Raw genomic sequence first — 23,197 nt, 5'->3', positions numbered from 1 at the left:
CGTGGCGGGTGCCTAGACGATGTCGTGGGTTTTGGCGAAGCGCGTAATGGCGCGCTGCGTGCCCCTGCTGGCCAGGACTTGGATGAGCGTGCTGACGAAGGCTGAAACCAGAGCGAACGTCAGGGCCGAGCGAAGACTCGATTCCATGTCGTCGTGGCCTAAGGGCGGCTTGTTGCCTGTGGCTTTTTCCCACCCTTTGTTGACGAGTTTGGTACCTACGAAGCCTGCTCCGAGGCTTACTCCGGCACCGATCAGCTTGAAGAAGAGGTTCATGCCCCCAGCCTAGCTGGCTCCGGCTGGTCTCAAGCGTCAGCGGCGGCTTTCCCGCTCCTTCAGGAACGCCGCCATGGAACCAACAGGTGCCAGTACGGGGATAACGTTGTGTTCGGCCGACCAGACAGCATCCACGCTGCCGAACCCGGAAATTTCCTTGAGCAGGTAATAGGTGGGCGGCATCAGTTTCAAGGTGCCGGCAGCCTCTGCCTCAAGAATGCCCTTTACCGGCATCCACAGAGATTGCCAGGCCTCCGTTGTCTGGTGCTGGGGCTCGACTCCGGGAGAAGGCTTGGCCACGTAAAAGTAGGTGTCGAATCGCTTAGGCATGTCTGTCGGCGTAATCCAGTTGGCCCATGGCCGCAGGTCAGAGGCGTCGATGCTCAGCCCGGCTTCCTCCCCGACTTCACGGATTGCGGCGGTCAGCACTGTTCCGGCATTCTTGGCTGCTTGGTCCGCGTCACTGCAGATGGAGCTCAGTTGCCAGTCCGCCGAGTGACGTTGAAGAAGATCCATGGGGTAGTCCCACCCGGACTTGTCCGCAGCATCCACCCGTCCTCCGGGGAAGACCACCATTCCAGCAGCGAAGTCCATGGTGGTGACCCGGTGCTGAACAAAGGCTTCGAGTCCGCCCGGAGCGTCACGGAGCAGGATGACGCTGGCTGCGAGCCGGGGTTCGGGCACTGGAGCGTCGCTGGCAGGGTGATCCTGTGTGGGTAGGTCCGTCATGAGTTGTGCCCCTTTGCCGCGGTCGAGTCTGCTGGATCATTCTCTCAGGTCTGGTTGTGGGGCCTGGTGTGCGTGGCAAAACCCGGGAGGGGGGCGCAGAGCGGGCCCCGCAACGAACCCCGTCTGGTTGTGGGGCCTGGTGTGCGTGGCAAAACCGGGGAGGGGGGCGTAGAGCGGGCCCCGCAACGAACCCCGCACACCCCACCACGGCCGATTGTGACCGCATGCCGGCAACACACCCGCACCCGCCGCGGACCCGGGTGTAAACTGAACCAGCCCATCAGGGCAGATTTGATAACGACAGGGGAGCGCCGCCGTCGGACTCTGCAGAAATGCAGGTGACGCGAGGGCGCTGAGAGTGCGGACAGCCGCAGACCCTCGAACCTGATCCGGTTAGTACCGGCGCAAGGGAGTCGAGCTTCTCAGAGTGTCCGGATCCGGGCGGCGCAGGCCAGCCTGGTTCCGGGGAGCACTTTCCCCTCCTGTAACCTCAGGAGGCAGAAAATGACCACGGTAAACGTGAAGAAGACCAGTCATAACTGGCGAGTTGTAGACATTGTTGTGGCGGCTTTGATCGCCATTGCCGGCGGCGTGATCTTCTGGGCATGGTCCCAGGGCGCTGCGCTGGTATCCATTCCCTTGAATGCCACCTATCCGCCGCTCACCGGCCTGATCGCGGGTGGTTGGATGATCCCCGCGGTGCTGGGCATGCTCATTATCCGCAAACCGGGGGCGGCGCTTTTCTGCGAGACTGTTGCTGCGACGGGCGAACTCATCATGGGTTCGCAGTACGGCACCACGGTGCTCATCTCGGGCGTTCTTCAGGGCCTGGGAGCCGAACTCATCTTCGCCGCGTTCCGGTACAAGAAGTTCAACCTGCCCACCGCCCTCCTCGCAGGTGCCGGCGCGGGCCTCTTCTGCGGTCTGAACGACTCCTTCCTGCCATGGGGTTGGAACATCGCCTACGAGGCCGTCGACAAACTGGCTTACATCACCTTCACCACAATTTCCGGTGCAATCATCGCGGGCGCACTCTCTTGGGTGGCGACGCGAGGTTTGGCCAAGACAGGCGTCCTGAGCTCCTTCGCCTCCCGCAAGGCCGCGTCGGAGCCAGTCTTCAGCTGATGTCCGCCACCCAAAGCGGCAAGGTCAGGCCTGCCGCCATCTCAGCCGAGGGCTGGGGTTGGCGGCATGCCGGCCGGGCCCAATCTGCCATTCAGGGCCTGGACCTTCGGATTGAACCGGGGGAGCGTGTGCTGCTGCTGGGTCCCTCGGGTGCTGGCAAATCCACGCTCCTGCATGCCCTGGCCGGGGTGCTGGGGGACGAGGAAGACGACTCGGATGAGAGCGGCTCCCTGCTGATCGACGGCGTCGCGCCCCGCGAGCAGCGCGGCCGCGCAGGGCTGATGCAGCAGGACCCTGAGACGCAAGTGGTCCTGTCCCGGGTTGGGGACGACGTTGCCTTTGGAGCAGAGAACCTTGCCGTGCCGCGGGACGAGATCTGGTCCCGCGTCCATGAAGCGCTCGACGACGTGGGGTTGCGCACCGCTGCTGGCGGCGGTTTGCCGCTGGATCACCCGACGGCGGCACTATCCGGGGGGCAGAAGCAGCGCCTCGCGCTGGCGGGTATTTTGGCGATGCGCCCCGGCCTGATCCTCCTGGACGAACCGACAGCCAACCTGGATCCGGCTGGTGTGCTGGAGGTCCGCGACGCTGTTGGGCGCTGCCTGGATAAGACCGGCGCCACCTTGGTTGTTGTGGAACACCGGGTGTCCGTGTGGAAAGACCTGGTGGACCGGATAGTGGTTTTGCAGCCGGGGTCTGCCGGAGGCGCAACGGCGGCAGGGATCGGGCGGTCTGCCGGCGGCGTCCTCCTGGACGGCCCTCCTGACCAGGTCCTGTCCGAGGCCCGCACGATGCTCATGTCGGCTGGTGTATGGGTGCCGGGCTACGTTCCGGCGACCCGCGCCCGCCACAATGAACGCGACACCTCTCAGCTTCTCCTCGCCGCCCAGGACCTGGCTGTCTCCCGCGAAAAGTCTCGGCGCAAAGGCTTCAAGACCATCCCGCCCATGCCGGTGCAAACGGGTATCAGCGCACAGGTCAGGGCAGGCCAGGCACTGACCATCACTGGCCCCAATGGCGCCGGGAAGTCCACTTTTGCGCTCACGTTGGCCGGCCTTTTGGCGCCGGTGGACGGCAAGGTGAGTGCCGCCGTCGAGCTTTCCGACGGTGCAGGCATTGACCCTTACAAGTGGAAAGCGGATCAGCTGATCTCCCGGATCGGGACGGTGTTCCAGGAGCCTGAGCACCAGTTCGTCACGGGCAAAGTCCTGGACGAGTTGATGTTTGGTCCGAGGCATCTTGGCCGTGGCGAGGAACGCGTGGACGAGCTGCTGGAGCGATTGCGGCTCACTCATCTGGTCGACGCCAATCCGTACACGCTCTCCGGCGGGGAAAAGCGCCGGCTTTCGGTGGCCACGGTGCTGGCCGCACACCCGAAGGTCCTCGTCCTGGACGAGCCCACCTTCGGCCAGGACGCGAATACGTGGGCCGAGCTGGCGTCTTTCCTTTCAGAGTTGCTGGACGCCGGAACCGCGGTGGTGTCTGTGACCCACGATCAGGAATTCAGTGCTGTACTCGGCGGATCCGAACTGCGCCTCGGCCCCATAACGCAGGGCAGGGCAACGCATCAGGAAGCGGGTGCAGCGTGAGGGATCCACTGAATCTCCGCGGCAACCATGCCCTCCTCACAAGAGCCAACCCTTTGGCCAAATTCGTGTCGGTCTTCCTGATCTCCCTGGTGCTGGCTCTGTCCATCGACTGGGTGTCTGCGTCCACGGCGCTCCTCGCGGAACTGGCTCTCTTCCCGCTTGCGGGCCTCACCGTCAGGCTCCTGTGGCAGAGGGCCTGGCCCCTGATCATCGCGGCGGCAATAGGCGGCTGGAGCACTGCAATAGTGGCGGCGGACAGCGGCGCTGTACTGCTCGACGTCGGACTCTGGTCCATCAGCGAAGGTTCCCTCGAACTGGGGCTGGGTTTCATGCTGCGCGGTTTGGCGATCGCGTTGCCGGCGATCCTGCTGATGACCTGCACGGATCCCACAGACCTGGCCGACGCACTCGCGCAGAAGGCCAGGCTGCCGCACCGCTTCGTCCTCGGATCCTTGGCTGCGATGAGGCTGGTGGGGCTCATGGCAGAGGAATGGCAGACCATCGGAATGGCCCGCCGCGCCCGTGGAGTGGGTTCCCAAGGCAGCCCGATTCAACGGTTGAAGGCTACCCTCGGCCAGAGCTTCGGGCTATTGGTCCAGGCCGTGAGAAGGGCCTCCCGACTGGCAGTGACCATGGAAGCCCGCGGCTTCGGTGGTGGACAAAGGACGTGGGCGCGCGAATCCACATATTCGCTGCTGGACGTAGGGGTGGTCCTTGGCGGCTTGGTCATCGCAGCAGGTGCAGTGATGTCGGCGGTCGTCGCGGGAACGTGGAGTTTCGTCTGGCGCTAGCGAGCCTGCTGCTCCTGGATCTCATCGAAGCCCGCACGCGTCAGGAAGCCCAGTTGGGCCTCCTTCTCGGCGAGCTGGATGATGGGTCCCAACTCGAAACACGTTGCTTCCAGCCGGCGAAGCGCCTTGGCATTGCGGGAGTCCGGCTCCACCACAATCCGGTCCTTGCCCGGCAGGGAAAACATGTACTTGATCAAGGACGTGCCCAGCCGCGGGGTGAAGTGCGGAATGGGACGTGTTGCAGGGGCCAACAGCAGGTGCATACCGATGTCTTCCTCACGGGCAGGGTAGGCCTCGCCGACGGGATCGTGCAGGGGCTCGTACGTCTGGAAAAGGGCCAAGGGCTCCCCGTCAAGGGTGGCCAGGAACGCGTGGTGGGTCTCCAAGGAGTCAAGGAACTCGTAGATCCCCAACACTTCTTCACGGGTGTTCTCCGTCATTCCCCAAAACTTTGCACGGGGCTGGGTAACCCACTCGAAGATGAGGTCAATGTCTTCGCCGGGAACCAGCGGAACAATCCGGAGCGCCCCCCATCCTTCGAGGTCTTCAGAGTAGATGGTGGTGCGGGCGGAGAAATCCTGGGTGACAGTGGTCATGGTTTCCTTCGGGATCTGATGATGGTCAGGGCTGATGTCTGGGCTGACGGTCTGGGCTGACGCGGGGATTGGAGTGAGTCAGGGCGTTTCTTTGGCCAGAAGCGACCAATCAGTGACCACCGGGGCGAGTTCCCCTGCGGTCCAGAGCGGGAGCTGATCGGCGAAGTGCTTGTGGCCCGGCGTGCCGGAGGTACCGAAAGGCACGATCCAACGGCTGTTGCCCCGATCGGCCAGGTCCCACACGTAACGGGCTACGGGTCCGCGGAAGCTTCGGTCATCCACTCCGGGGAGGCTCTCGGTGCACAGAACGCACCCGGTATCGCCGCTGAGATCGGCAGTGGGTGCGGAGGAAGCGAGGGAGCCCGGGAGGACATGGACGGCTAACAACTTGTGCCGGTCACCCCAGGCAGCACCGTTCAGCATTGATTCCTCCAACGCAGTGTCTTCAAGTGCTGCGGCGGCTTCCATTCCAACGTTGATGCCAAGTTCCGGGCCACGAACCAGCAGGGTCTCAAGGGCAAAACCGATTCGGGACGTAACTGACAACCACGGACCGAACAACGGGGAATAGCCTGTTGGTTCATTCAAGGGAGCCAGTGCGGAATGCCGCGCCACGCGCTGGACCAGCCCGCCGCGCCACGCAGCGAAAACGGCAGCCTGGTGGCTTCCTGCATCCATCAGGCCATCCCAATCCAACAAAAGCAGCCGCAGTTCCTTGGCTTCCTTGGAAAGGTCTTTGGAGTCCAAGCCAACGAGCAATGACCGGAATAGTGGCCACGGGCCCAGCAGGGTGTCCATATGGATGGCTTGCATATGGTCCGCGGACAAAGGCCCGGGATTCAGCTCCAGCAACTCCCGGATGCGCCGCGCGCGATGCGCGGGCGCGAACTCCATGGCCACCGGATCACCGCCTCCTGCCGTACGATCGTTCGCGCTCGCGGCAAATTTCCGGACCTCGGTGCGGGGAAGGATCACGTACTGTCCCTCCCACTCATGCCGTGTGGAGAAGGCCGGAGCGGGCAACCGCCGGTTGGCCGGATTGCGCTGCGGAACCAGCCCGGCAACAAAATGCCGTACGGATCCGGTAGCGTCCGCAGCCACCACACTGTTGACGGGCTCCACCCATGCATCGAAAGCAGCCTCTACCTCGGAGACGCTCCGGCTCCGCAGCAGCGGCAGGAGGGCTTCAAAACCCAACCGCCCCTCAACCCTGGCAGGGAATCGAAGACTCAAGGCGCCGCCGTCGGGCGTTTCCGAGATGACAGGGCCCCGACCGGTCTCAATAATCTCAACAGAGACCGCTGCGTCGTCGCGGACCCGGATGGTCTCCGAACGCACGACGACGGGTTCCCAGCCTTCCGCTCCTCGCGCCTCGATGCGCTCGCCGGCGAAATCGCTGACCCGCCGCAACTCCTCCACGAAAAGGTCCTGGTAGTCGGCCATGGCGTTGGTAATGGCCCACGCGGTGCTGCCCGTGTGGGCGAAATGGGGGAGCCCGGGAACGCCGGGGAACGCGAATCCGATTGCGTCGAACTCCGGGCATGCGAGCCGTATTTGCTGGTAAACGCCGGGCAGTTCCATGAGGCGGTGGGGGTCGCCGGCGATCAGCGGAAGGCCGCTGCCCGTCGTCGATCCGTGTGCAGCCCAAGCGTTGCTGCCTGACCAAACCGGCGCTTCGATGCTGAACAGGTTCACGGCGTCGTCGCCGAGGGTCCGCGCGACGTGGGCCCGGAACAGCTTGTTGGGAAAGGTTGAAAACAGGATGTGATGAACCAGGAAGACACCTAGCGGAGTCCAAGGATTCCATGGCTCGGGTGTGCTGCCGGATTCTTCAAATTCGGGCCCGCCCCGAGCACCATCGGCCAGTGCTTGGTTGACGCCCGCCACATACTGTCCGCACCAACGCTGTGTGCCGGCGTCGAGGTTCTCAAAGCAGCGACGCGCGGTGTCATCCAGCTGGGCTTGGCGGGCGAACCGGTCCCAAACCACCGTGTCGGCTCCCAGAATTTCCGCTGTACGGCCTTCCGAACGCCACCGTTCCAGTTCGATCTGCCACGAGCGGTCCATGGCCGCGTTCATGCCTTGGAGAAAGGCCAGTTCATGGGCGGAATCAGCCCACAGATGCGGGATGCCCCACTCATCGCGGTACGTGCCGGGGCCGCCTGCCGGGGCGGTTTGGTGCGTCGGGGCAGGCGTCATAATGTCTGGCCGCTTTCGAGCTTAGGTTAGGCTTACTTAAGCTCAAGATAAATGGCTTTGGCCCCGTTCACAAATCGTGGACATTCGTGAAGGAGTGTTGCTTGAAGCGGAATTGGGAAGGCGTCGTCCTCAAAGTCATGGGCGCCAAGGACTTCACCTTGGAGGTCACGGGCCGGGAAGAGATCACCCCGGACTTCCTTCGCGTCCACGTGCGCGACGGCGGCCTCCTGGAGCGCAGCGGCCTGCATCCCACCATGTGGATCCGGCTCTGGTTCAACGATTCCGGCAAGGCTCACCAGCGCGCCTACACCTTGGTAAACGCCTCCCCTGCGGAGGGTACGTTCAGCATGGATTTCGCGATGCACGACGGGGTTGCCGCGGATTGGGCCCGCTCGGTTCAGTCCGGTGAAACCATCGATGCCACTGTCCAAGGCAGTTCCTTCACCTTCCCGCAGCCCGCTCCGCGCCGGATTTGGGTGGTGGGCGATCCTGCGTCCATACCGGCCATCAATTCATTGCTGGATGAGCGCGGTGCTGCGGGCGGGGCTCCGGTGACGGCTTGGCTCGAATACCAGCACGACGCCGACCCCTCGCTTGAGGTGCGTGCCGCAGATTCCGACGTCGTCACCTGGATTCCGCGCAAACGCGACGGGGCCGCTTTGGTGGAGGAAGTCTGTGGTGCGCTTTCGGCGGACAATGTCTCCGTGGGCGAGGACTTCTTTTGGATCGCGTGCGAAGCATCAAGTACACGGGCAATCGTCAAACACCTGCGCAAAGAACTCGGCGTGGACAAGCACCGGATTGATGCACTGGGGTACTGGCGGGTCTAGCCTTTTTGGCAGGCTGATCGCGCCGGCCCTACCCGGGCCAATTGAGGAAGCCTTCTTCACCTCCGGGGGAGTGAGCACCACATCACGGCTGTACTTCTTCCTTGCGTCCGCGCCGAAGCGCGGCGTCTGGGCTCTATATCGCACAGGAAGGATATGGTGTGATGTATGCCGCTGAATCGGTGTTTTGCTCTTCACTTCTAGCTCATTTGTGATATTTATTAGTAATGACGCAACCTACCGCCGAGAATGTAGGCCTCCTGCTCCGCGACGCCCGTGGCGAAAAAGGCTGGACGCAGGGGCAGCTGGCTTCTGAGCTGGGAACCAGCCAGAGCGCAATCGCCCGGATGGAACAGGGCAAGCAGAATCTCAGCCTCCGGATGATCGAACGCCTTGAAGCGATTTTCGGGCGCTCCATCGTTAATGTGGGCAAGCCGCAGATGACCCACCTCCGGGTGGAGGGTGGCCGGACCCTCTCCGGCGAAGTGGACGTCAACAGCAGCAAGAATGCCGGCGTCGCCCTCTTGTGTGCCAGCCTGATCAACCGCGGAACCACCACCTTGCGCCGGCTGGCACGGATTGAGGAAGTCAACAGGATCGTCGAAGTATTGACGTCCATCGGCGTCGAATGCACGTGGCTCAACGGAAGCGACCTCCGTCTCCGCCGCCCCGAGGTCCTGGATCTTGAATCCATGGACGTTGACGCCGCCCGGCGCACACGCAGCGTGATCATGTTGCTCGGTCCGCTCCTGGACGAAACCAGGGAATACCTGCTGCCGTACGCCGGCGGCTGCGATTTGGGGACGCGCACGGTGGAACCGCACATGCAGGCGCTTCGCCAGTTCGGCCTCGAAGTGGAAGCAAAGTCCGGTTTCTACTCCGTGACCGCCCCTCCAGCGGATGAACTCCACCGCTCCTTCGTCCTGACCGAGCGCGGCGACACCGTGACGGAGAATGCCATCATGGCGGCCGCCCACCGCGAAGGCACCACCATCATCCGGAATGCCAGCCCCAATTACATGGTGCAGGATCTCTGCTTCTACCTGCAGGGCCTGGGCGTGGACATCGACGGCGTAGGAACCACTACCCTGAAGATCACCGGACGCTCGGCTATCGATGTAGATATTGAGTATTTCCCGTCTGAAGACCCCATCGAGGCAATGAGCCTCATCACCGCGGGCATTGTGACCAATTCCGAGGTCACTATCCGCAGGGTTCCCATCGAGTTCATGGAAATCGAACTTGCAACCCTGGAACAGATGGGCCAGAACCTTGAAATCTCCGGGGAGTACATGGCGCGGAACGGACGTACGCGGCTGGTGGACGTGACTACCAAGCCCTCGGAGCTCCGCGCACCGCAGGACAAGATCCACCCGATGCCGTTCCCGGGACTGAACATCGACAACCTGCCGTTCTTTGCAGTAATCGCAGGTAACGCCGAGGGGCAGACCATGATCCACGACTGGGTCTACGAGAACCGCGCCATCTACTTGACGGAGCTCAACAAGCTTGGAGCCCAGGTGCAGTTGCTGGATCCGCACCGGATCTACGTTAACGGGCCCACCAAGTGGCGTGCCGCGGAAATTGGTTGCCCGCCGGCCCTGCGTCCCGCGGCCTGCCTGCTCCTGGCAATGTTGGCTGCCCGAGGGACCTCCGAGCTCCGCAACATCTACGTGATCGAGCGCGGTTACGAGGACCTTGCCGAGCGCCTCAACACCATTGGCGCGAAGATTGAGTACTTCCAGGACTAGGACCTGCTGCGAAACGCCGCAGATACACAAGCTCTGTCCTCACCAGCCCTCCTGACGCAGAATGGAGCATGCGGACGTTCGGGGTTGAGGAAGAGCTGCTCATCGTCGATCCTGTGACGGGCGAGCCGTTGGCCCTCGCAGATGCGCTCTTGGCAGGCCATGATGAACCCGCAACTGCAACGGGTCTGAGTCACGAACTGAAGCTGGAGCAGATCGAAACGCAGACACGCCCGTGCCACAGCTATACCGAGCTCCTGCAGCAGATCCGCCGCGGCAGGGCCATGGCCAACGAGGCCGCCCGCCAGCACGGGGCCGGAGTGGCCGCGATCGCTACCTCCCCTTTGGCCTCGAATACCCACACCACCCCGGACCCCCGGTATGCCGCGATGCTTGATCGCTTCGGCATCATTGCCACGGAGCAGTTGACGTGCGGATTCCACGTACACACCTCCGTGGAGTCGCCCGAGGAAGGCGTGGTGGTTCTTGACCATATCCGGGACAAACTCGCCGTCCTGACAGCCCTTACCGCCAACTCGCCTTACTGGCGGGGCCTTCCCACCGGTTTCGAGAGCTACCGCACCCAAGCATGGAACCGGTGGCCGACGTCGGGCCCTACTTCCGTTTTTGGCTCCCTGACCGCTTATCGGCGCATCGTGAAGCGTCTCCTGGAGACGGGCGTGGTCATGGATGAGGGCATGATCTACTTTGACGCCCGCATCTCCAGGAACAATCCCACTGTGGAGGTCCGGGTTGCCGACGTCTGCCTGCGTGCTGAGGATGCGGCCCTGATGGCGGTGCTGGTGCGGGCATTGGTGGAGACGGCATCGTTGGAAATGCTCGACGGCGTCGAACCCACCGCGGTGCCCACGGCGCTCCTGCGGATGGCGAGCTGGCAGGCCAGCAATTCGGGTCTGCGTGGAGATCTCCTGGATTTCGGTGACTTCCTGCCCCAACCAGCGCCGGACGTCGTGTGGGCGTTGGTGGATTATCTGAGCCCGGTCCTGGACGACCAAGGTGAGCTGGAGCTCGTAAAAGCAGGGATCTCGGATTTGTTGGAGCGGGGAAATGGCGCCCATGAGCAACGGGAAGCCGCTGAGCGCTACAACAGGAGGCAGCGGGATGGGCAAAGCCATCCGGGAAGTCCGCCCACCAGGGAAGCCTTGGCCGCCGTCGTCGAACACGTTGCGAAGGTGACCGTTCGCGGCGCTGCTGCGGATGCACACAAGGAGCCCGCGCCCATGCTGACACGGGTCATAAGGCCTTGAGTTTGTGTTCTTCCGGTTCTTCCCAAGCCATCAGGTAGGCGCCGACGGTCCCTTCCACGAGGTAGAAAAACAGCGGAGGGATGTCCTTCCTGGCTGCAAGGATGGCTCCGTAGATGGGCGCCGCAGCCGCGGCCGTGACCCCGACCCACCGTTTTGCCGGCAAGGAAAGAAGACTCCCTCCGAGCGCCGCCAACGCGATAACGTGCAGCCCGGAATACGCCAGGAACGGGGCGCTGGATCCGCGGCGGTACGCGAACCCTTCAATGTCGGACGCACGCCGCGCAAGGCTGGAAACGAAGAGCGGGGCGCCGGTCAGCAGCGCGGCCGCAGCGGCGTAGGCCCACTTCTTCGCCGTTCGACTGGATGGGTTCGCGGCCGGAATGGCACGGCTAAACGCGGCGAATCCCACCGGCACTGCGACAGTCCCGGCGGCGGCAATGTGCTGACCTGTGATCCAGCCCCGCTGCCCGGCTTGCAGCATGCGGAGACGCTCCCGGTCATCGGGGGTGATGTACACCCGTGAGACCGGAGAGATGCCGATGAACCACACCACCGTGCCGGCAACAATCACTGTTCCGGCACGGCGGTAGGGATGGTTCCCGCTCATGGCAGCAAGGTTAGACCTGTTTGAGCGCCTTCTCCAGATCCAGGATGAGGTCTCCCACCTCTTCAAGCCCAACGGACAAACGGACCACACCATCGGAGAGCCCGATGGCCGCACGGCCCTCCGGCCCCATGGCCCGGTGGGTGGTTGTTGCCGGATGTGTGATGAGGGACTTGGAGTCACCAAGATTGTTGGAGATGTCGATGACCCGGAGGCCATCGAGCAAGGCAAACGCCGCCTCTTTGGCTGATCGCCCTGCCGAAGGCGAAAGCTCGAACGTTAGCACGGTGCCGCCGGCTTTCATCTGCTTCGCGGCAAGCTCGTACTGCGGGTGGGACTTCAACAGAGGGTACTTGACCCAGCTGATGGCAGGTTGCTGTTCGAGCCATTCCGCGATCTTCAGGGCAGAAGCCGAGCTGTGGTTCACGCGCAGCCCGATAGTCTCCAAGCCCTTGGTCAACACCCAGGCATTGAAGGCCGAAAGGGAAGGGCCGGTGTGCCGCATGAGCTGCTTGACCGGGCCATCAATGAATTCTTTGGTGCCCAGGATCGCGCCGCCAAGGACTCGCCCTTGACCATCAATGTGCTTGGTGCCCGAGTAGACGATCACGTCTGCGCCCAGTTCACCGCAGCGTTGCAGCAGGGGAGTGGCAAAGACGTTGTCCACCACAACGGTGGCCCCGGCTGCGTGCGCCAGCTCGCTGACGGCAGCGATGTCGACGATTTCCTGCATGGGGTTCGATGGTGACTCGAAGAACACTGCGGTGGTGGGCTCGGACAGGGCTTCGCGCCACTGCTCCAGGTCCGGTCCGTCCACGAAGACTGTCTCCACGCCCCAGCGGGGCAGGATTTCGTTAAGGATCACGAAGCATGAGCCAAAGAGCGAGCGGGCGGCAACCACGCGGTCACCGGCAGCCAGGAGGGCGCCCAATGCCGTAAAGACGGCGGACATCCCGGATGCCGTGGCAAAGCACGCCTCAGTTCCTTCGAGCAGCCGCAGCCGCTCCTGGAAAGTGGCCACGGACGGGTTGCCGTAACGGGAGTAAACGAAGCGTTCGTCCTCACCGGTGAACGCGCGTTCGGCCGCTGCTGCTGATTCGTAGACAAAGCCGGAGTTCAGGAAAACGGGCTCGGCCGTTTCCTGGAAATTGGTGCGGTCAAGGCCACCGCGGACGGCCTGGGTGTCAGGGCTCCAGCCGGCGGCGTCGGGATTGAAGGTCACTTACTCGGTCCCCAGATTCGTTGGCAGGCCACGGTTCTTCCATCCGTTGACGGTGCGCTCACCGTAGCGGTCCGGCTCGCCTTCGAAGCCTTCGAGGACGTTGTAGGCAGTGAAGCCGGCTTGCGTTGCGGCAATGGCGGCAGAGATGGAGCGCTGCCCTGAACGGCACAGGAACACCAGCTCAATACCGTCGTCCTCGGGCGCCTGCTGCTGAAGGTCCTCGATAAAACGGGAGTTCGGAATGCCGCCGGCAAGGTTCCACTGGATGAACAGGGGGTCGTTCTCGGTGGCTTTGGTGTCCGGGATCCCAATGTGCGCCCATTCGCCCTCAGTGCGGACGTCCACCAGGATGGCGCCTTCTTGAAGCTTGGCCCACGCGTCCTGCGGGGTCAGGTCACCTGCGTAGCTCATGCGTGGCCCTCGAACGCTTCTTCGTCGTCGTAGTTTTCCAGCTGATCAACGGCGTTCGCGACGGCGGCATCGGCAGTGGCGATTGCAGTCGGCAGGACAACGGCTTGGGCGACTATGACGTCTGTGCCGTTGAACGTCGCTGCCGGGCTGCCATGGAGGACGTAACCTTCAGCCAGGGCATTGTGGATGCGTTCGCAGAAGTCACGGGTATCCGGGCCTGTCACCAGGCGGTAAGAGAGTTTTTCTTCAGTGGGTTCAGGCATAGCTGGTGCTCCTCAGTCACGCTTGCAGTACGAGTTGTCGTTACGCCGAGTAGTCACCTGAGGCACCCCGCCGGAGAGAGGGTTGCCGACCAGCAAGTCAGGGCTTTGCGCTGGTACTCATTACTCAAGAAAAACGTAACATCCACGGGCATCCGGCCGCACTTGCGGGTGGTGGAGCCGCCGTCATGTTGCGTAATCGGCGGCCGTTTCATTGTTCCTCCTTGAGCGCGCGGACGGCTGCGCCCACTGTGGAGAAGAAATGGTCCGGGGTGAAACGGGCTGCTGTTCCGAGGCGGATCAACTTGTCCTTCACCGGCCCTTTGAGCTCGGCGAACACCAGATCCACGCCGTGCCGGGCCAACCATTCGTCCAGCGTGACCAGATCGTCCAAGGCCGTGGTGTCGATGCCTGTGATGGGTTCTGCCGCCAGGATTATGTGGGAGATCCCCTCCGACGCCTCGTCCAGTTGCTCACGGACAAAGCTTGCCAGGACCTGCCCGTTGCCGAAGAACAACGGGGCATCAAAGCGGAGGATCAGGAGCCCCGGGATGCGTTCGCCTTCCGGATGGCGTGCAAGATCGTGGTAGCCGGGCCGCCCTTCCTGCGAGCCGAGCTCAGTGCGGTACGGGTCCCAAGCACGGCGAACGAAATCCAAGAGTGCCAGGATGATTGCCACCACAATTCCTTGGAGCACACCCACTGTGAGGACGCCCAGGAATGCCGCCAGCATCACCACCGATTCGCTCCGGCTCAGGCTCAGGAGCCGCCGGACGCCCGCGGGATCCGCCAGTGCGATTGCGGCAGCAATCACGACGGCGGCCAAGGTGGCGGAAGGCAGGTACTCCGTCACACCGGGAGCCAAAAGCATGAACGCCAGAACAAGCACCGACCCCACCACACCGGTCATCTGGGATTTGGCGCCGGCATCCACGGCCACCGGGGTCCTGGAGGTACTGCCGGAGATGGGGAAGCCGCCCAGCAGGCCGGTGGCAGCATTGGCAGCCCCGAGGGCTGCCATCTCCCTGTTCCCCGAGACCTTCTTCCCTTCCTTGGCAGCCAGCGTTTGGGACAGGACGCCGGTATCTGCGAACGCCATGAGGGCGATACCCGCGGCTGCGGGAAGCAGGGCCAATGCGTCTGCCCAAGCAATACCGCCGAGCGCGGGCATCGGGAGGCCTTGGGGCAAGACTCCGGTGACCTTGACGTCCTCGTTCAGGCCCAAGACCGCTGTGGCAACGCATGAGCCGGCCACCGCCAGCAGGACGCCTGGTACCTTCCATTTCAGCAGCCGGGGTATCCAAATGAGGGCAAGGGAACCAACGCCCAGCAGCACTGCAGGGAGGTTGACGCCTCCGGTGAGCACCCCGGTGGTGACCTTGGCGAGCTTATGCCAGATGTCGCCGTCGGCCTCTATCCCCAGGAACGCCGGCAGCTGCGACAACGCCACCAGCAACGCGATTCCGTTCAAGTATCCAAGCCTGATGGGTTTGGACAGAAGCCCGGTGATGGTCCCGAGTTTCAGGGCCGAACCGGCCAGCATGATCAGCCCGATCAACACAGCCAACAGCCCGGCGAGCGCCACCGACTTTTCGCTGCTGCCCGCTGCCAGCGGCACGGTCGCCGCGGCAATCATGGGGGCGAGGGCGGAATCGGGGCCGAGGACCAGGATGCGGGAAGGACCCACGATGGCGTAAACCAGCAAGGGAACCACGGTGGCATAGAGCCCGGTGACGGGAGGCAGCCCAGCCGCCTGGGCATAGGCCATGCCGGCGGGCACCAGCAGCGCGAACAGAGCTGCCCCCGCCACGAGGTCGTGCCGTAGCCATTCGCGTTTGTAGCCCTTGAGCGCCCAGACGCCTGACAGCCGGTCCTTGGCGGAGGGCTTGGCAGAAGAACGGCGGGGTGAACTCATACAGCGATCATTCCCGACCCAGGCTGTTCGCGAAACATTGCAACGGCCGTATGTGGAAATCCGAACCGTCATGAGTCCAGCCCAAATGTGACGCTCCGGGAGCATAATTGACGCAGTACGACCCCCTGTAACTTCGCATGAAATCAGGTCGCGGTGAGCGGACAGAGCAGTTCTACACTCAAGCCCATGCTGCATTTTGGATGGTTCGTGGGACACGGTTTCGGTGTCCAGGGCTGGGGGACTCCCGGCTATGGCCTGGGCTACGACTGGAAGAAGCCCGCCCTGTACCAGGAAGCTGTCCGGGCCTTCGAACAATCCGGGTTGGACCTGTTCATCATTGAGGATTCGCTCACCGTTCCGGACACCTATGGCGGCACGGCCGAGGTCTCCCTGGCGCACGCTTCCTTCGCGCCGAAGCACGATCCGTTGGCGTTGGTCCCGTACCTGTTCTCCGCGACGAAGCACCTTGGAATCGTTCCGACTGTCAGTGCTTCCTTTTATCCGCCCTTCACCGCCGCCCGGCTGTTGGCCACCTTGCAACACTTCTCGGAAGGGCAGCTTGGCTGGAATGTGGTCACCTCGGGCAGTGACCTCGCCGCGCAGAACTACGGACTCCACCAGCAGATCGAACACGACCTCCGGTACGAGAAAGCGGAGGAATTCGTCGACGTCGTCAGGCGGCTTTGGCACAGTTGGGAACCGGGTGCTGTGCTTGAGGACGTTGACGCCGGGGTGTTCGCGGACCACGGCAAGGTGCATCCAATCAACCATGAGGGTGACTTTTTCAAGGTCCGGGGACCGCTGAACACCGCGCCCTTGCCGGAAGAACCCGTGCTGGTCCAAGCAGGAGCATCTCCCCGGGGCAAGGCCTTCGCAGGCGGGCATGCCGACGTTGCCATTGCCTTGGCCCGTGGCGTTGACGGCATGAAATCCTACCGGGACTCGATCCGCGCAGAAGCTGCGAAGGCCGGGCGCGATCCCGACGACGTCAAGGTGCTTTTCGTCCTGAAGCCCACCGTCGTTGGGTCTACGGCCGAGGCGGAGGAGCTGCGGGCACAGCGCCGGCAACTCACCCAGCGCGACATCGACAGCCAGCTCAACTCCATCTCCTACCTTTCCGTGATCGACTTCAAACAGTTCGACCTCGATGCTCCGCTTCCCGAGTTGAGCACCAACAGCAACCAAGGAACGCTGGAACACTTCGCCAAGGCAGCCCCTCCAGGTTCGACGCTCCGCCAGATCCTGCAGGCACGCAGCGGGGGAGCGGGCGACTCGATCATTGGCACGGTCGGTGAAATCGCCGACTATCTGGAATCGACCGGGTCTGAGGTGGGTGGGGACGGTTTCCTCTTCTCCGGCTTCGTGGACCCGGCGACGGTGCACGGTGTCCTGGACAAGCTCACCCCCGAACTGCGACGCCGCGGCCTGTTGAGGAAGAGTTATGGCAACGGTGGTTTCCGGCAGAACCTCTTGGACTTCTGATGTCCGCTGAACCGCGAACCTTGCTGCTTGGAGCGGCTCCGGTGCGCCCGGCCGACGTGGCGCTGGCCGCTATAGACCCCGCGTTCCAGGTGGAACTCAACCAGGAAGTGCTGATTCTGATGGGTCGGTCCAGGCACATAGTGGAGCTGACCGCGGCCTCGGGGAAACGTGTTTACGGGCTCAACACCTTGCTTGGATCAGGCAGGGATACGGCTGTGGAGGAGAAGTCCCTCCTGGCGTATCAGGTCCAGGTGGTCAGGTATCACAACAGTGGTGTGGGCTCGTACTTGGATCGCGCTGGTGCCCGGGCCTTGATCCTTGCCCGACTTGTCGGCTTCAGCCGTGGCGGTTCCGGCGTCCGTCCTGAAACAGCGGGCTTCTATGCCGAAATGCTCAACCGCGACATCTTCCCTGCCATCCCGCGTGAAGGCTCCGTGGGCTCGTCGGACCTGACCCAGCTTGCCGCCGTCGCCGCTGTTGCCTTGGGCGAGGGCACAGCGTTCCACGCGGACGGCACGCTGATACCAGGCGCCAAAGCGCTCGCCGACGCCGGTCTCCAGCCCCTCGTTCTCGCGCCCGGTGAGGCCCTAGCCCTGGTCAGTGCCAATGCGTACTCCGTGGGCGTTGGAACCCTCGCCTTGGTGCGCTTGCAGCATCTGGCCGCACTGGCCGACGTCGCGCTTTCCCTCTCGCTGGAGACGATCGCAAGGTACGACGACGGCGGGAACCTCAGCCCGTTTTCGCCCGCGATCCAGGCGGCCAAGGCGATTGACGGGCAGAGGGAGTCGGCCTCTGCGGTTCGACACCTTCTGCGTGGTGGGTGGTTGGAGGATGTTCGACCCGAAGTGTCTGTGCAGGATGCTTTGTCTTTCCGGGCCGCGCCGCAGACGCACGGTGCTTTCCGGTCTCTGGTGACGCAGTTCGATGCTGCCTTGGAAGTGGAGCTGAACGGCCGGAGTGATAACCCTCTGGTCGATGTCGAATCCGGGCAAATGGTGTCCGGCGGAAACTTCCAGCCGATGCAGCTGGCCTTCGCCATTGAGGGCCTGCGGCTGGCCTTGGCGCATGTGGGGATTTCCAGTGAACGTCGCATCGCAAAGTTGTATCCGCCGCAAAGGGTTATCCGCGCCCGCCACCTGCAGGCTGCTGCCTCCGGGGACGGATTGGCCCAGGAGGAACTTCCCGGGCTGCTCTGGTACTCCGCCGCAGGGCTCTTGGCCGAGCTCAAGTTCCTGGCCGCCCCGGCCACGCTCGGGGCCCCGACACTCTCTGCCGACGTCGAAGACCACTCCACGTTGGCCCCGCTCGCCTTGCAGCAACTCGAAAAGTCGTTGGAGGCTGCCGAAAAGCTCTTAGTGATCGAGGCACTGACGGCGTCGTACCTGCTGCTGGAAGCGGGAGCCGCGCAACCGCTCGGAAAGGGGACCGGCGCCGTCGTAGGGCGACTGGCGGATGTGCTTGCCGACCGGCCCCCGGCGCCCGATCTGGTAGAGCGGGCGCGGGCGGAGTTGCGGGATGTAATCGACCGGGAGTTCGCGGGAACAGGGGAGGCATGGTGAGCACGGCGATTCGGAAGCACGGAGTACACGCAGCGGCCCCCATTCCAGACGGGCTGGATGCCTCTGTCCTGGACAAGGTGGGGAACACGCCGCTGGTGAAGTTGGAAGCGCTGAGCCACGGCCTGGGCAGCGCCGTCCATATCAAACTTGAGTCAGAAAACCCCGGCGGCTCCATCAAGGACCGCACTGCGCTGAGCATGGTTAGGGCCGCGGAAAGGTCCGGGGAACTCAGACCCGGAGCCACCATTGTGGAAAGCACGTCGGGCAACACCGGGATCGGGCTTGCCCTCATCGGACACCTGACCGGACACCCGGTGGTGGTGGTTACGGGCGACACGATCTCCGAGGAGAAGCTCGCCGCGCTGCACAACTACGGTGCCCGGGTGATCCTCACCGACTGGAATGCGCCGTCGGAATCGCCGGAAAATGCCCGTGCCGTAGCCGCGCGGATTACGGCCGGGACGCCCGGCGCGTGGCGTCCCATGCAGTTCGACAACCCCGCCAATCCTGCCGCCCACTACGAAACCACCGGGCCGGAAATCTGGGAACAGACTGGCGGCATGGTGACCCACTTCGTCGCGGGTATCGGCACCGGCGGGACCATCAGCGGGAACGGCCGGTTCCTGAAGGAACGCGTGGCAGCTTCGCGGGCCGGCGGGCACCTGGAAGTTGTTGGCGCCGACCCCTATGGTTCTGCGTACAGCGGCGGCCATCCCGGGGAGATCCTGGTGGACGGCGTGGGCAACTCCTGGCCCGAAGCTGAGTGGCCCAAGGCCTTCGATCGCGCCATTGTGGACCGTTTCCTCCGCATCCCCAACGACGAGGTCTACACCACTGTCCACCGGCTTCTCGATGAAGAAGGGCTCGCGCTGGGTCCGTCTTCCGGACTGGCTGTCGCTACGGCCGTTCGGGTGGCACGCGCTGCACCCCACGGTTCGCTGGTGGTGGCCATAGCGCCCGACGCCGGCACGAACTACCTGAGTAAGGCCTTCAATCCGGTGTGGCTGGTAGAGCACGGCATCCGTCTCGCCGCCGACCGCCCCGCCGCCCGCGAGTAGAACCCCCGCTCACGTCCCTCGGGTTTGGGGCGATCGCTCTCTCACGTCCCTCGGGTTTGGGGCGATCGCTCTCTCACGTCCCTCGGGTTTGGGGCGGGCTGCTCGCATCTGAAGCGGGGACAGGAACCTCCATTGCGCTAGGCTCCAAGCATGCCTGAACAGGAAACAAAACCACGTCTTGCCGGCTATCTGGACAAGCAGCAGCCGGATCTCTACGCAACACTGAGCCACTATTCCCAGCAGCTGGTGGACGAAGCTGACCGGCTTGGCATCCCGCGCCGCACCCTTGAACTCATCAATTACTTGTGCTCGCAGATCAACGGCTGCGCCTTCTGCTTGGATCTCCATCACCGGCGGGCCCTGAAATACGGCGAGACGGAACAACGGCTGTCCCTTGTTCCCGTTTACAAGGAAGTGCCGTTGTTTGAGCCTGCCGAAGTGGTGGCTATGGAAATTGCGGAGCAGATCACCCGGATGAGCTCGTCGAGGCCCAGCCCTGAGCTCTTCGAACAGGCGCGCCAGCACTACAGTGACGAGCAAATCAGCATCATCTGCATGGCGGCCATAGGGATCAACGCCTTCAACCGTCTGTCCATTTTGAGCGAGCACCCGGTCCGTCCGGCCAAGAAGTAGGCCCCTGCCCAAACGGGCGTGCGGCCACCACCAACTTTGGCCTCCAACAGGGAGCACGCCTTATTGGGCGTGTCGGGGTGGATTGGGGATCCAAGTGGGTGGTGGGGGCCCGGTCTGCGTAGGGTCCTGACCCTCTTTGAAACGAGATCAGCCCTTGGACAACCGCAATGGGTTGCCCAAGGGCTGATCTACATCCAAGGAAGGTCAGGAGCCCCCATCGGGAAGCCCTATGGCTCCAGAGCCTTCTTGAGCGAGCGGCGTCGCCCGTACTTGAAGTAGAAGACGGCGTAGCAGGCGCCCACGAACGGAACGCCGAAGAAGAGAGCCGCCACTTGGTTGGGGTCGAACGCGATTCCGATCAGCGACACCAAGCAGAGTGCGAACGCCAGGATCGGAACCAGCGGGAACAAGGGAGCCTTGTAGGGGAGCGTGTTCAGGTCGCCGCCGTTCTTAATGAACGTCCGGCGGTAGACGAAGTGTGAAGCAACAATGGACATCCACACGCCAACAGTCGCGAAACCGGCCACGGAGACGAGCACCAGGTAGACGGTTTCCGCGGCCACAACGCTGCTGATCAGCGAGGCCAAGCCACCCAGCATGCTGACGCAGAGTGCCACCATCGGGATTCCACGCTTGGTGAGTTTCTTGAAGACTTGCGGTGCATGGCCTTCGTCGGCCAGCGAGAAGAGCATGCGGGCGCAGGAGAAGAGCCCGCAGTTGCCGGCGGACAGCAGTGCCGTGATGATCACGAAGTTCATGATGTCTGCGGCGTACGGGATGCCCAGCATGGAGAAGACAGTGACGAACGGGCTCTCGTCCACGCTGACTTGTTCGTACGGAATGGTGGCGGCGATGACCACAATTGCACCAACAAAGAAGATCATGAGCCGGATGACCGTGGTTCGCATTGCTTTGGGAATGTTTGCCCCGGGGTTGGCAGTTTCGCCAGCGGCAACGCCAATAAGTTCCGAACCCGAGAAGGCGTAGAAGACCGCCAGGCAGGTGACAAAGACGCCCGTGAAACCGTTAGGGAAGAGACCGTCCGGCGTGCTGAAGTTCTCGCCAAAGGAGGGGAACTCGCCTGCGGCCAGGGGATGGAATCCGGCCAGGGCGGCGCCGCCCAGAATGATCAGGCCGACGACGGCGGCGACCTTGATGAGCGCGAACCAGAACTCCGATTCACCAAAGACGCGTGAGGAAATGGCGTTCAAGGTGAACAGGACCGTGGCGAAGACGAAGCACCAGATCCAGACGTCGACGCCAGGGAACCAACGTTGCATCAGTAAGCCTGCTGCCGTGAACTCTGAACCCAGGGCCACGGCCCAGCAGAGCCAGTACAGCCAAGCGGTGGCGAAGCCGGTGGCCGGGCCGATGGTCCGTGCGGCATAAATGTGGAACGCACCCGAGACGGGGAACGCAACAGCGAGCTCCCCGAGGCAGGCCATCACCAGGTAGACCACTACGGCGCCGATAAGGAATGCCAGCACAGCACCCAAGGGTCCGGCGGTGGCGATGGTGTATCCGGAACTAACGAACAGGCCTGAGCCGATGACGCCGCCCATGGCGATCATCACCAGGTGCCGGGCCTCCATGGACCGGCGAAGACCTGTCTGTGAGGCGCCAGTCTGCGACTGTGCCTCGGTTGCCGATGCTTCGGCTTCTGTGGGGGAGCTGAGTCCCATATTCCCTCCGGGAAGTTAGCCAGCAAAGTCTGAAGTAGCACTAGTCGGACGTGATCCAACTAACACGAGAACAAGATTCATCACATGACGAATGACCATTTCAAGGAGGATAAGAAACGCGATTGAACGCGCTGAAGGCCCACGGCTGAGGCCAAGAGTTCCTAATCATTAAGTCATGCGAGCGATTACTCTACTTGCGACCTGCTAGGTTCCTAGCGGGGCATCTTAGGCATGTGCCCATCGAAGCCCGGTGATTTACTCGATGCCTGCAAAGAGTTCGTTCAATTCGGCAGTGAGCTGCTTCCGAACAGCCGGTGTGCCGATTTCCTGGCCGTTAATGTGATTCACAGGAGCGATCAGGCGAATGCTTGAGATAAGCCACACAGCATCGGCATCGAACAGGTCCTGCGGGACGAGCGGCCCATAGCCAAGCTCCCAGCCTGCGGCTTTCGCCGCTGCGAAGAGCGCGCCCTGAGAGGTGCCGGGCAGGATTCCGCTGTCATGCTGAGGGGTGATGAGGCGACGTACAGTCTTCACGGAACCGTCGCCGTCGTCGACTGTTTCCAGGTGAGCCAGCAACACTGTGGACGTGGGTCCCTCCAGGACGCGGCCGTCCGTAGAGGTGAAGATGGCGTCATCCGCGCCCTGCTTATGCGCGAAGCGGAGCGCCGCCATGTTCACGGCATAAGAAAGCGTCTTGGCACCCAGCAGCAGCCACGGGGCCCGCTCGCCGGCTTCGGTATCGAAGCCACGGTCCAAAAGTACGACGTCGATGCCCGTCTCGCGCTGCCTGCGACTGCCCGCGGGGGAGGGCGAAGCCTGAACCCAACAAGTGGGGCTGGCCGCGCCTTCGACGCCGCGGGTAACGATCAGCTTGACCACAACCTCGTCTTCCTCCGGCGTGGGAGCCGGGTGGACGGCACGGAACTCGTTGATGGAGGTATCGATCGCCTTGCGCCAAGCTTCCTGCTCCGGGAGTACCAGGTCCAAGGCTGCGGCGGAACTGCTCAGCCGGTTCAAGTGGGCCTGGACCTTGCGGGGACGTCCCTGAACAGCCAGGAGGGATTCGAAGACGCCGTCGCCGCGGGTGGCACCGAGATCCGTTGCCATGAGCTGGGGCTGGCTTGAATCGGCAATTCGTCCGTTTTCGAAGGCGGGGTCCAGGAAAACAAGGACCGTGGGAGCAGGTGAAGTCATGGTCCAAGCTTAGTGCGGGGCGGTGCCGG

The 23,197-nt window shown here is 63.2% G+C and carries 21 protein-coding genes and 2 riboswitches; of the genes, 10 read left to right on the top strand and 11 right to left on the bottom strand.

The genetic code is table 11. From position 1 onward, the window contains the following. Positions 1–12 precede the first annotated feature (12 nt). Positions 13–273 (bottom strand): DUF4235 domain-containing protein, encoded by a 261-nt coding sequence (locus ACLRGI_RS05810; protein WP_419200706.1) that lies wholly within the window; start codon positions 271–273, stop codon positions 13–15. A 36-nt stretch (positions 274–309) separates the two neighbouring features. After that, entirely contained in the window at positions 310–1,002 is a 693-nt protein-coding gene (locus ACLRGI_RS05805; protein ID WP_419200705.1) for an NUDIX hydrolase, read from the bottom strand. Positions 1,003–1,294: 292 nt separating this feature from the next. Beyond that, positions 1,295–1,431, top strand: a riboswitch (TPP riboswitch). Between the two features lie 75 nt (positions 1,432–1,506). Between ACLRGI_RS05805 and ACLRGI_RS05800 the strand changes: the two genes are divergently transcribed. Genes ACLRGI_RS05800 through ACLRGI_RS05790 form a run of 3 tightly spaced genes read left to right on the top strand, consistent with a single transcriptional unit; the run spans position 1,507 to position 4,507 of the window. Next, entirely contained in the window at positions 1,507–2,127 is a 621-nt protein-coding gene (locus ACLRGI_RS05800) for an ECF transporter S component (protein ID WP_419200704.1), read from the top strand. Further along, a complete protein-coding gene (locus tag ACLRGI_RS05795) occupies positions 2,127–3,716 on the top strand; it encodes an ABC transporter ATP-binding protein (RefSeq protein WP_419200703.1) in 1,590 nt (529 codons plus the stop codon). Before ACLRGI_RS05800 ends, ACLRGI_RS05795 begins: the two co-directional genes overlap by 1 nt. Beyond that, on the top strand, positions 3,713–4,507 hold the full coding sequence (locus tag ACLRGI_RS05790; protein ID WP_419200702.1) for an energy-coupling factor transporter transmembrane component T family protein: 795 nt from the start codon (positions 3,713–3,715) through the stop codon (positions 4,505–4,507). Before ACLRGI_RS05795 ends, ACLRGI_RS05790 begins: the two co-directional genes overlap by 4 nt. Here the strand turns inward: ACLRGI_RS05790 and ACLRGI_RS05785 are convergent. Both ACLRGI_RS05785 and ACLRGI_RS05780 read right to left on the bottom strand, forming a co-directional pair. Beyond that, positions 4,504–5,103 carry a GNAT family N-acetyltransferase gene (locus ACLRGI_RS05785; protein WP_419200701.1) on the bottom strand — a complete coding sequence of 200 codons (600 nt, stop codon included), beginning with the start codon at positions 5,101–5,103 and terminating at the stop codon, positions 4,504–4,506. The genes ACLRGI_RS05790 and ACLRGI_RS05785 overlap by 4 nt on opposite strands. A gap of 78 nt (positions 5,104–5,181) precedes the next feature. Continuing rightward, positions 5,182–7,302 (bottom strand): penicillin acylase family protein, encoded by a 2,121-nt coding sequence (locus tag ACLRGI_RS05780; protein WP_419200700.1) that lies wholly within the window; start codon positions 7,300–7,302, stop codon positions 5,182–5,184. A 101-nt stretch (positions 7,303–7,403) separates the two neighbouring features. Between ACLRGI_RS05780 and ACLRGI_RS05775 the strand changes: the two genes are divergently transcribed. The 3 genes from ACLRGI_RS05775 (at position 7,404) to ACLRGI_RS05765 (ending at position 11,145) form a co-directional block, all read left to right on the top strand. Next, a complete protein-coding gene (locus tag ACLRGI_RS05775; protein WP_419200699.1) occupies positions 7,404–8,132 on the top strand; it encodes a siderophore-interacting protein in 729 nt (242 codons plus the stop codon). Positions 8,133–8,356: 224 nt separating this feature from the next. Then, the gene (locus ACLRGI_RS05770; RefSeq protein ID WP_419200698.1) at positions 8,357–9,880 is read left to right on the top strand and encodes a UDP-N-acetylglucosamine 1-carboxyvinyltransferase; all 1,524 of its coding nucleotides are present in this window, start codon (positions 8,357–8,359) and stop codon (positions 9,878–9,880) included. Positions 9,881–9,948: 68 nt separating this feature from the next. Then, positions 9,949–11,145: a glutamate--cysteine ligase 2 gene (locus ACLRGI_RS05765; RefSeq protein ID WP_419200697.1), complete on the top strand. Its 1,197-nt coding sequence runs from the start codon at positions 9,949–9,951 to the stop codon at positions 11,143–11,145. On the opposite strand, the gene ACLRGI_RS05760 is transcribed toward ACLRGI_RS05765, so the two are convergent. From ACLRGI_RS05760 to ACLRGI_RS05740, 5 genes are all read right to left on the bottom strand, one after another. After that, positions 11,132–11,752 (bottom strand): hypothetical protein, encoded by a 621-nt coding sequence (locus ACLRGI_RS05760; RefSeq protein WP_419200696.1) that lies wholly within the window; start codon positions 11,750–11,752, stop codon positions 11,132–11,134. The two genes, ACLRGI_RS05765 and ACLRGI_RS05760, sit on opposite strands and share 14 nt — an antisense overlap. A gap of 10 nt (positions 11,753–11,762) precedes the next feature. Beyond that, positions 11,763–12,971 carry an O-succinylhomoserine sulfhydrylase gene (locus ACLRGI_RS05755; protein ID WP_419200695.1) on the bottom strand — a complete coding sequence of 403 codons (1,209 nt, stop codon included), beginning with the start codon at positions 12,969–12,971 and terminating at the stop codon, positions 11,763–11,765. Then, positions 12,972–13,382 carry a rhodanese-like domain-containing protein gene (locus tag ACLRGI_RS05750; RefSeq protein ID WP_419200694.1) on the bottom strand — a complete coding sequence of 137 codons (411 nt, stop codon included), beginning with the start codon at positions 13,380–13,382 and terminating at the stop codon, positions 12,972–12,974. It abuts the gene before it with no gap. Then, entirely contained in the window at positions 13,379–13,645 is a 267-nt protein-coding gene (locus ACLRGI_RS05745; protein ID WP_054808796.1) for a DUF1737 domain-containing protein, read from the bottom strand. Before ACLRGI_RS05745 ends, ACLRGI_RS05750 begins: the two co-directional genes overlap by 4 nt. A gap of 13 nt (positions 13,646–13,658) precedes the next feature. Beyond that, positions 13,659–13,770: riboswitch (SAM riboswitch) on the bottom strand. A gap of 83 nt (positions 13,771–13,853) precedes the next feature. Further along, on the bottom strand, positions 13,854–15,557 hold the full coding sequence (locus ACLRGI_RS05740) for a SulP family inorganic anion transporter (RefSeq protein WP_419200693.1): 1,704 nt from the start codon (positions 15,555–15,557) through the stop codon (positions 13,854–13,856). A gap of 153 nt (positions 15,558–15,710) precedes the next feature. On the opposite strand from ACLRGI_RS05740, the gene ACLRGI_RS05735 reads away from it, so the two are divergent. The 4 genes from ACLRGI_RS05735 (at position 15,711) to ACLRGI_RS05720 (ending at position 20,289) form a co-directional block, all read left to right on the top strand. Next, positions 15,711–17,039, top strand: a complete 1,329-nt coding sequence (locus ACLRGI_RS05735) for an NtaA/DmoA family FMN-dependent monooxygenase (RefSeq protein WP_419200692.1) — start codon at positions 15,711–15,713, stop codon at positions 17,037–17,039. After that, positions 17,039–18,598 carry an aromatic amino acid ammonia-lyase gene (locus ACLRGI_RS05730; RefSeq protein ID WP_419200691.1) on the top strand — a complete coding sequence of 520 codons (1,560 nt, stop codon included), beginning with the start codon at positions 17,039–17,041 and terminating at the stop codon, positions 18,596–18,598. Before ACLRGI_RS05735 ends, ACLRGI_RS05730 begins: the two co-directional genes overlap by 1 nt. Further along, a complete protein-coding gene (locus ACLRGI_RS05725) occupies positions 18,592–19,656 on the top strand; it encodes a PLP-dependent cysteine synthase family protein (RefSeq protein WP_419200690.1) in 1,065 nt (354 codons plus the stop codon). The genes ACLRGI_RS05730 and ACLRGI_RS05725 overlap by 7 nt, the downstream gene beginning before the upstream one ends. A gap of 150 nt (positions 19,657–19,806) precedes the next feature. Next, positions 19,807–20,289, top strand: coding sequence for a carboxymuconolactone decarboxylase family protein (locus ACLRGI_RS05720; protein WP_419200689.1), 483 nt, complete (start codon positions 19,807–19,809; stop codon positions 20,287–20,289). Positions 20,290–20,516: 227 nt separating this feature from the next. Here ACLRGI_RS05720 and ACLRGI_RS05715 read toward each other — a convergent pair whose 3' ends face one another. Together ACLRGI_RS05715 and ACLRGI_RS05710 are read right to left on the bottom strand one after the other, a co-directional pair. Next, complete coding sequence (locus ACLRGI_RS05715) at positions 20,517–21,971, bottom strand: amino acid permease (protein WP_419200688.1); 1,455 nt, start codon at positions 21,969–21,971, stop codon at positions 20,517–20,519. Positions 21,972–22,226: 255 nt separating this feature from the next. Then, complete coding sequence (locus ACLRGI_RS05710; protein ID WP_419200687.1) at positions 22,227–23,168, bottom strand: aminodeoxychorismate lyase; 942 nt, start codon at positions 23,166–23,168, stop codon at positions 22,227–22,229. Positions 23,169–23,197 lie beyond the last annotated feature (29 nt).

The organism is Paenarthrobacter sp. PPS72, assembly GCF_048537125.1.
Taxonomy (GTDB): domain Bacteria; phylum Actinomycetota; class Actinomycetes; order Actinomycetales; family Micrococcaceae; genus Arthrobacter; species Arthrobacter nitroguajacolicus_E.
Note: the sequence above shows the minus strand (reverse complement) of the source record. Positions and strands in the feature narration are given on the sequence as shown.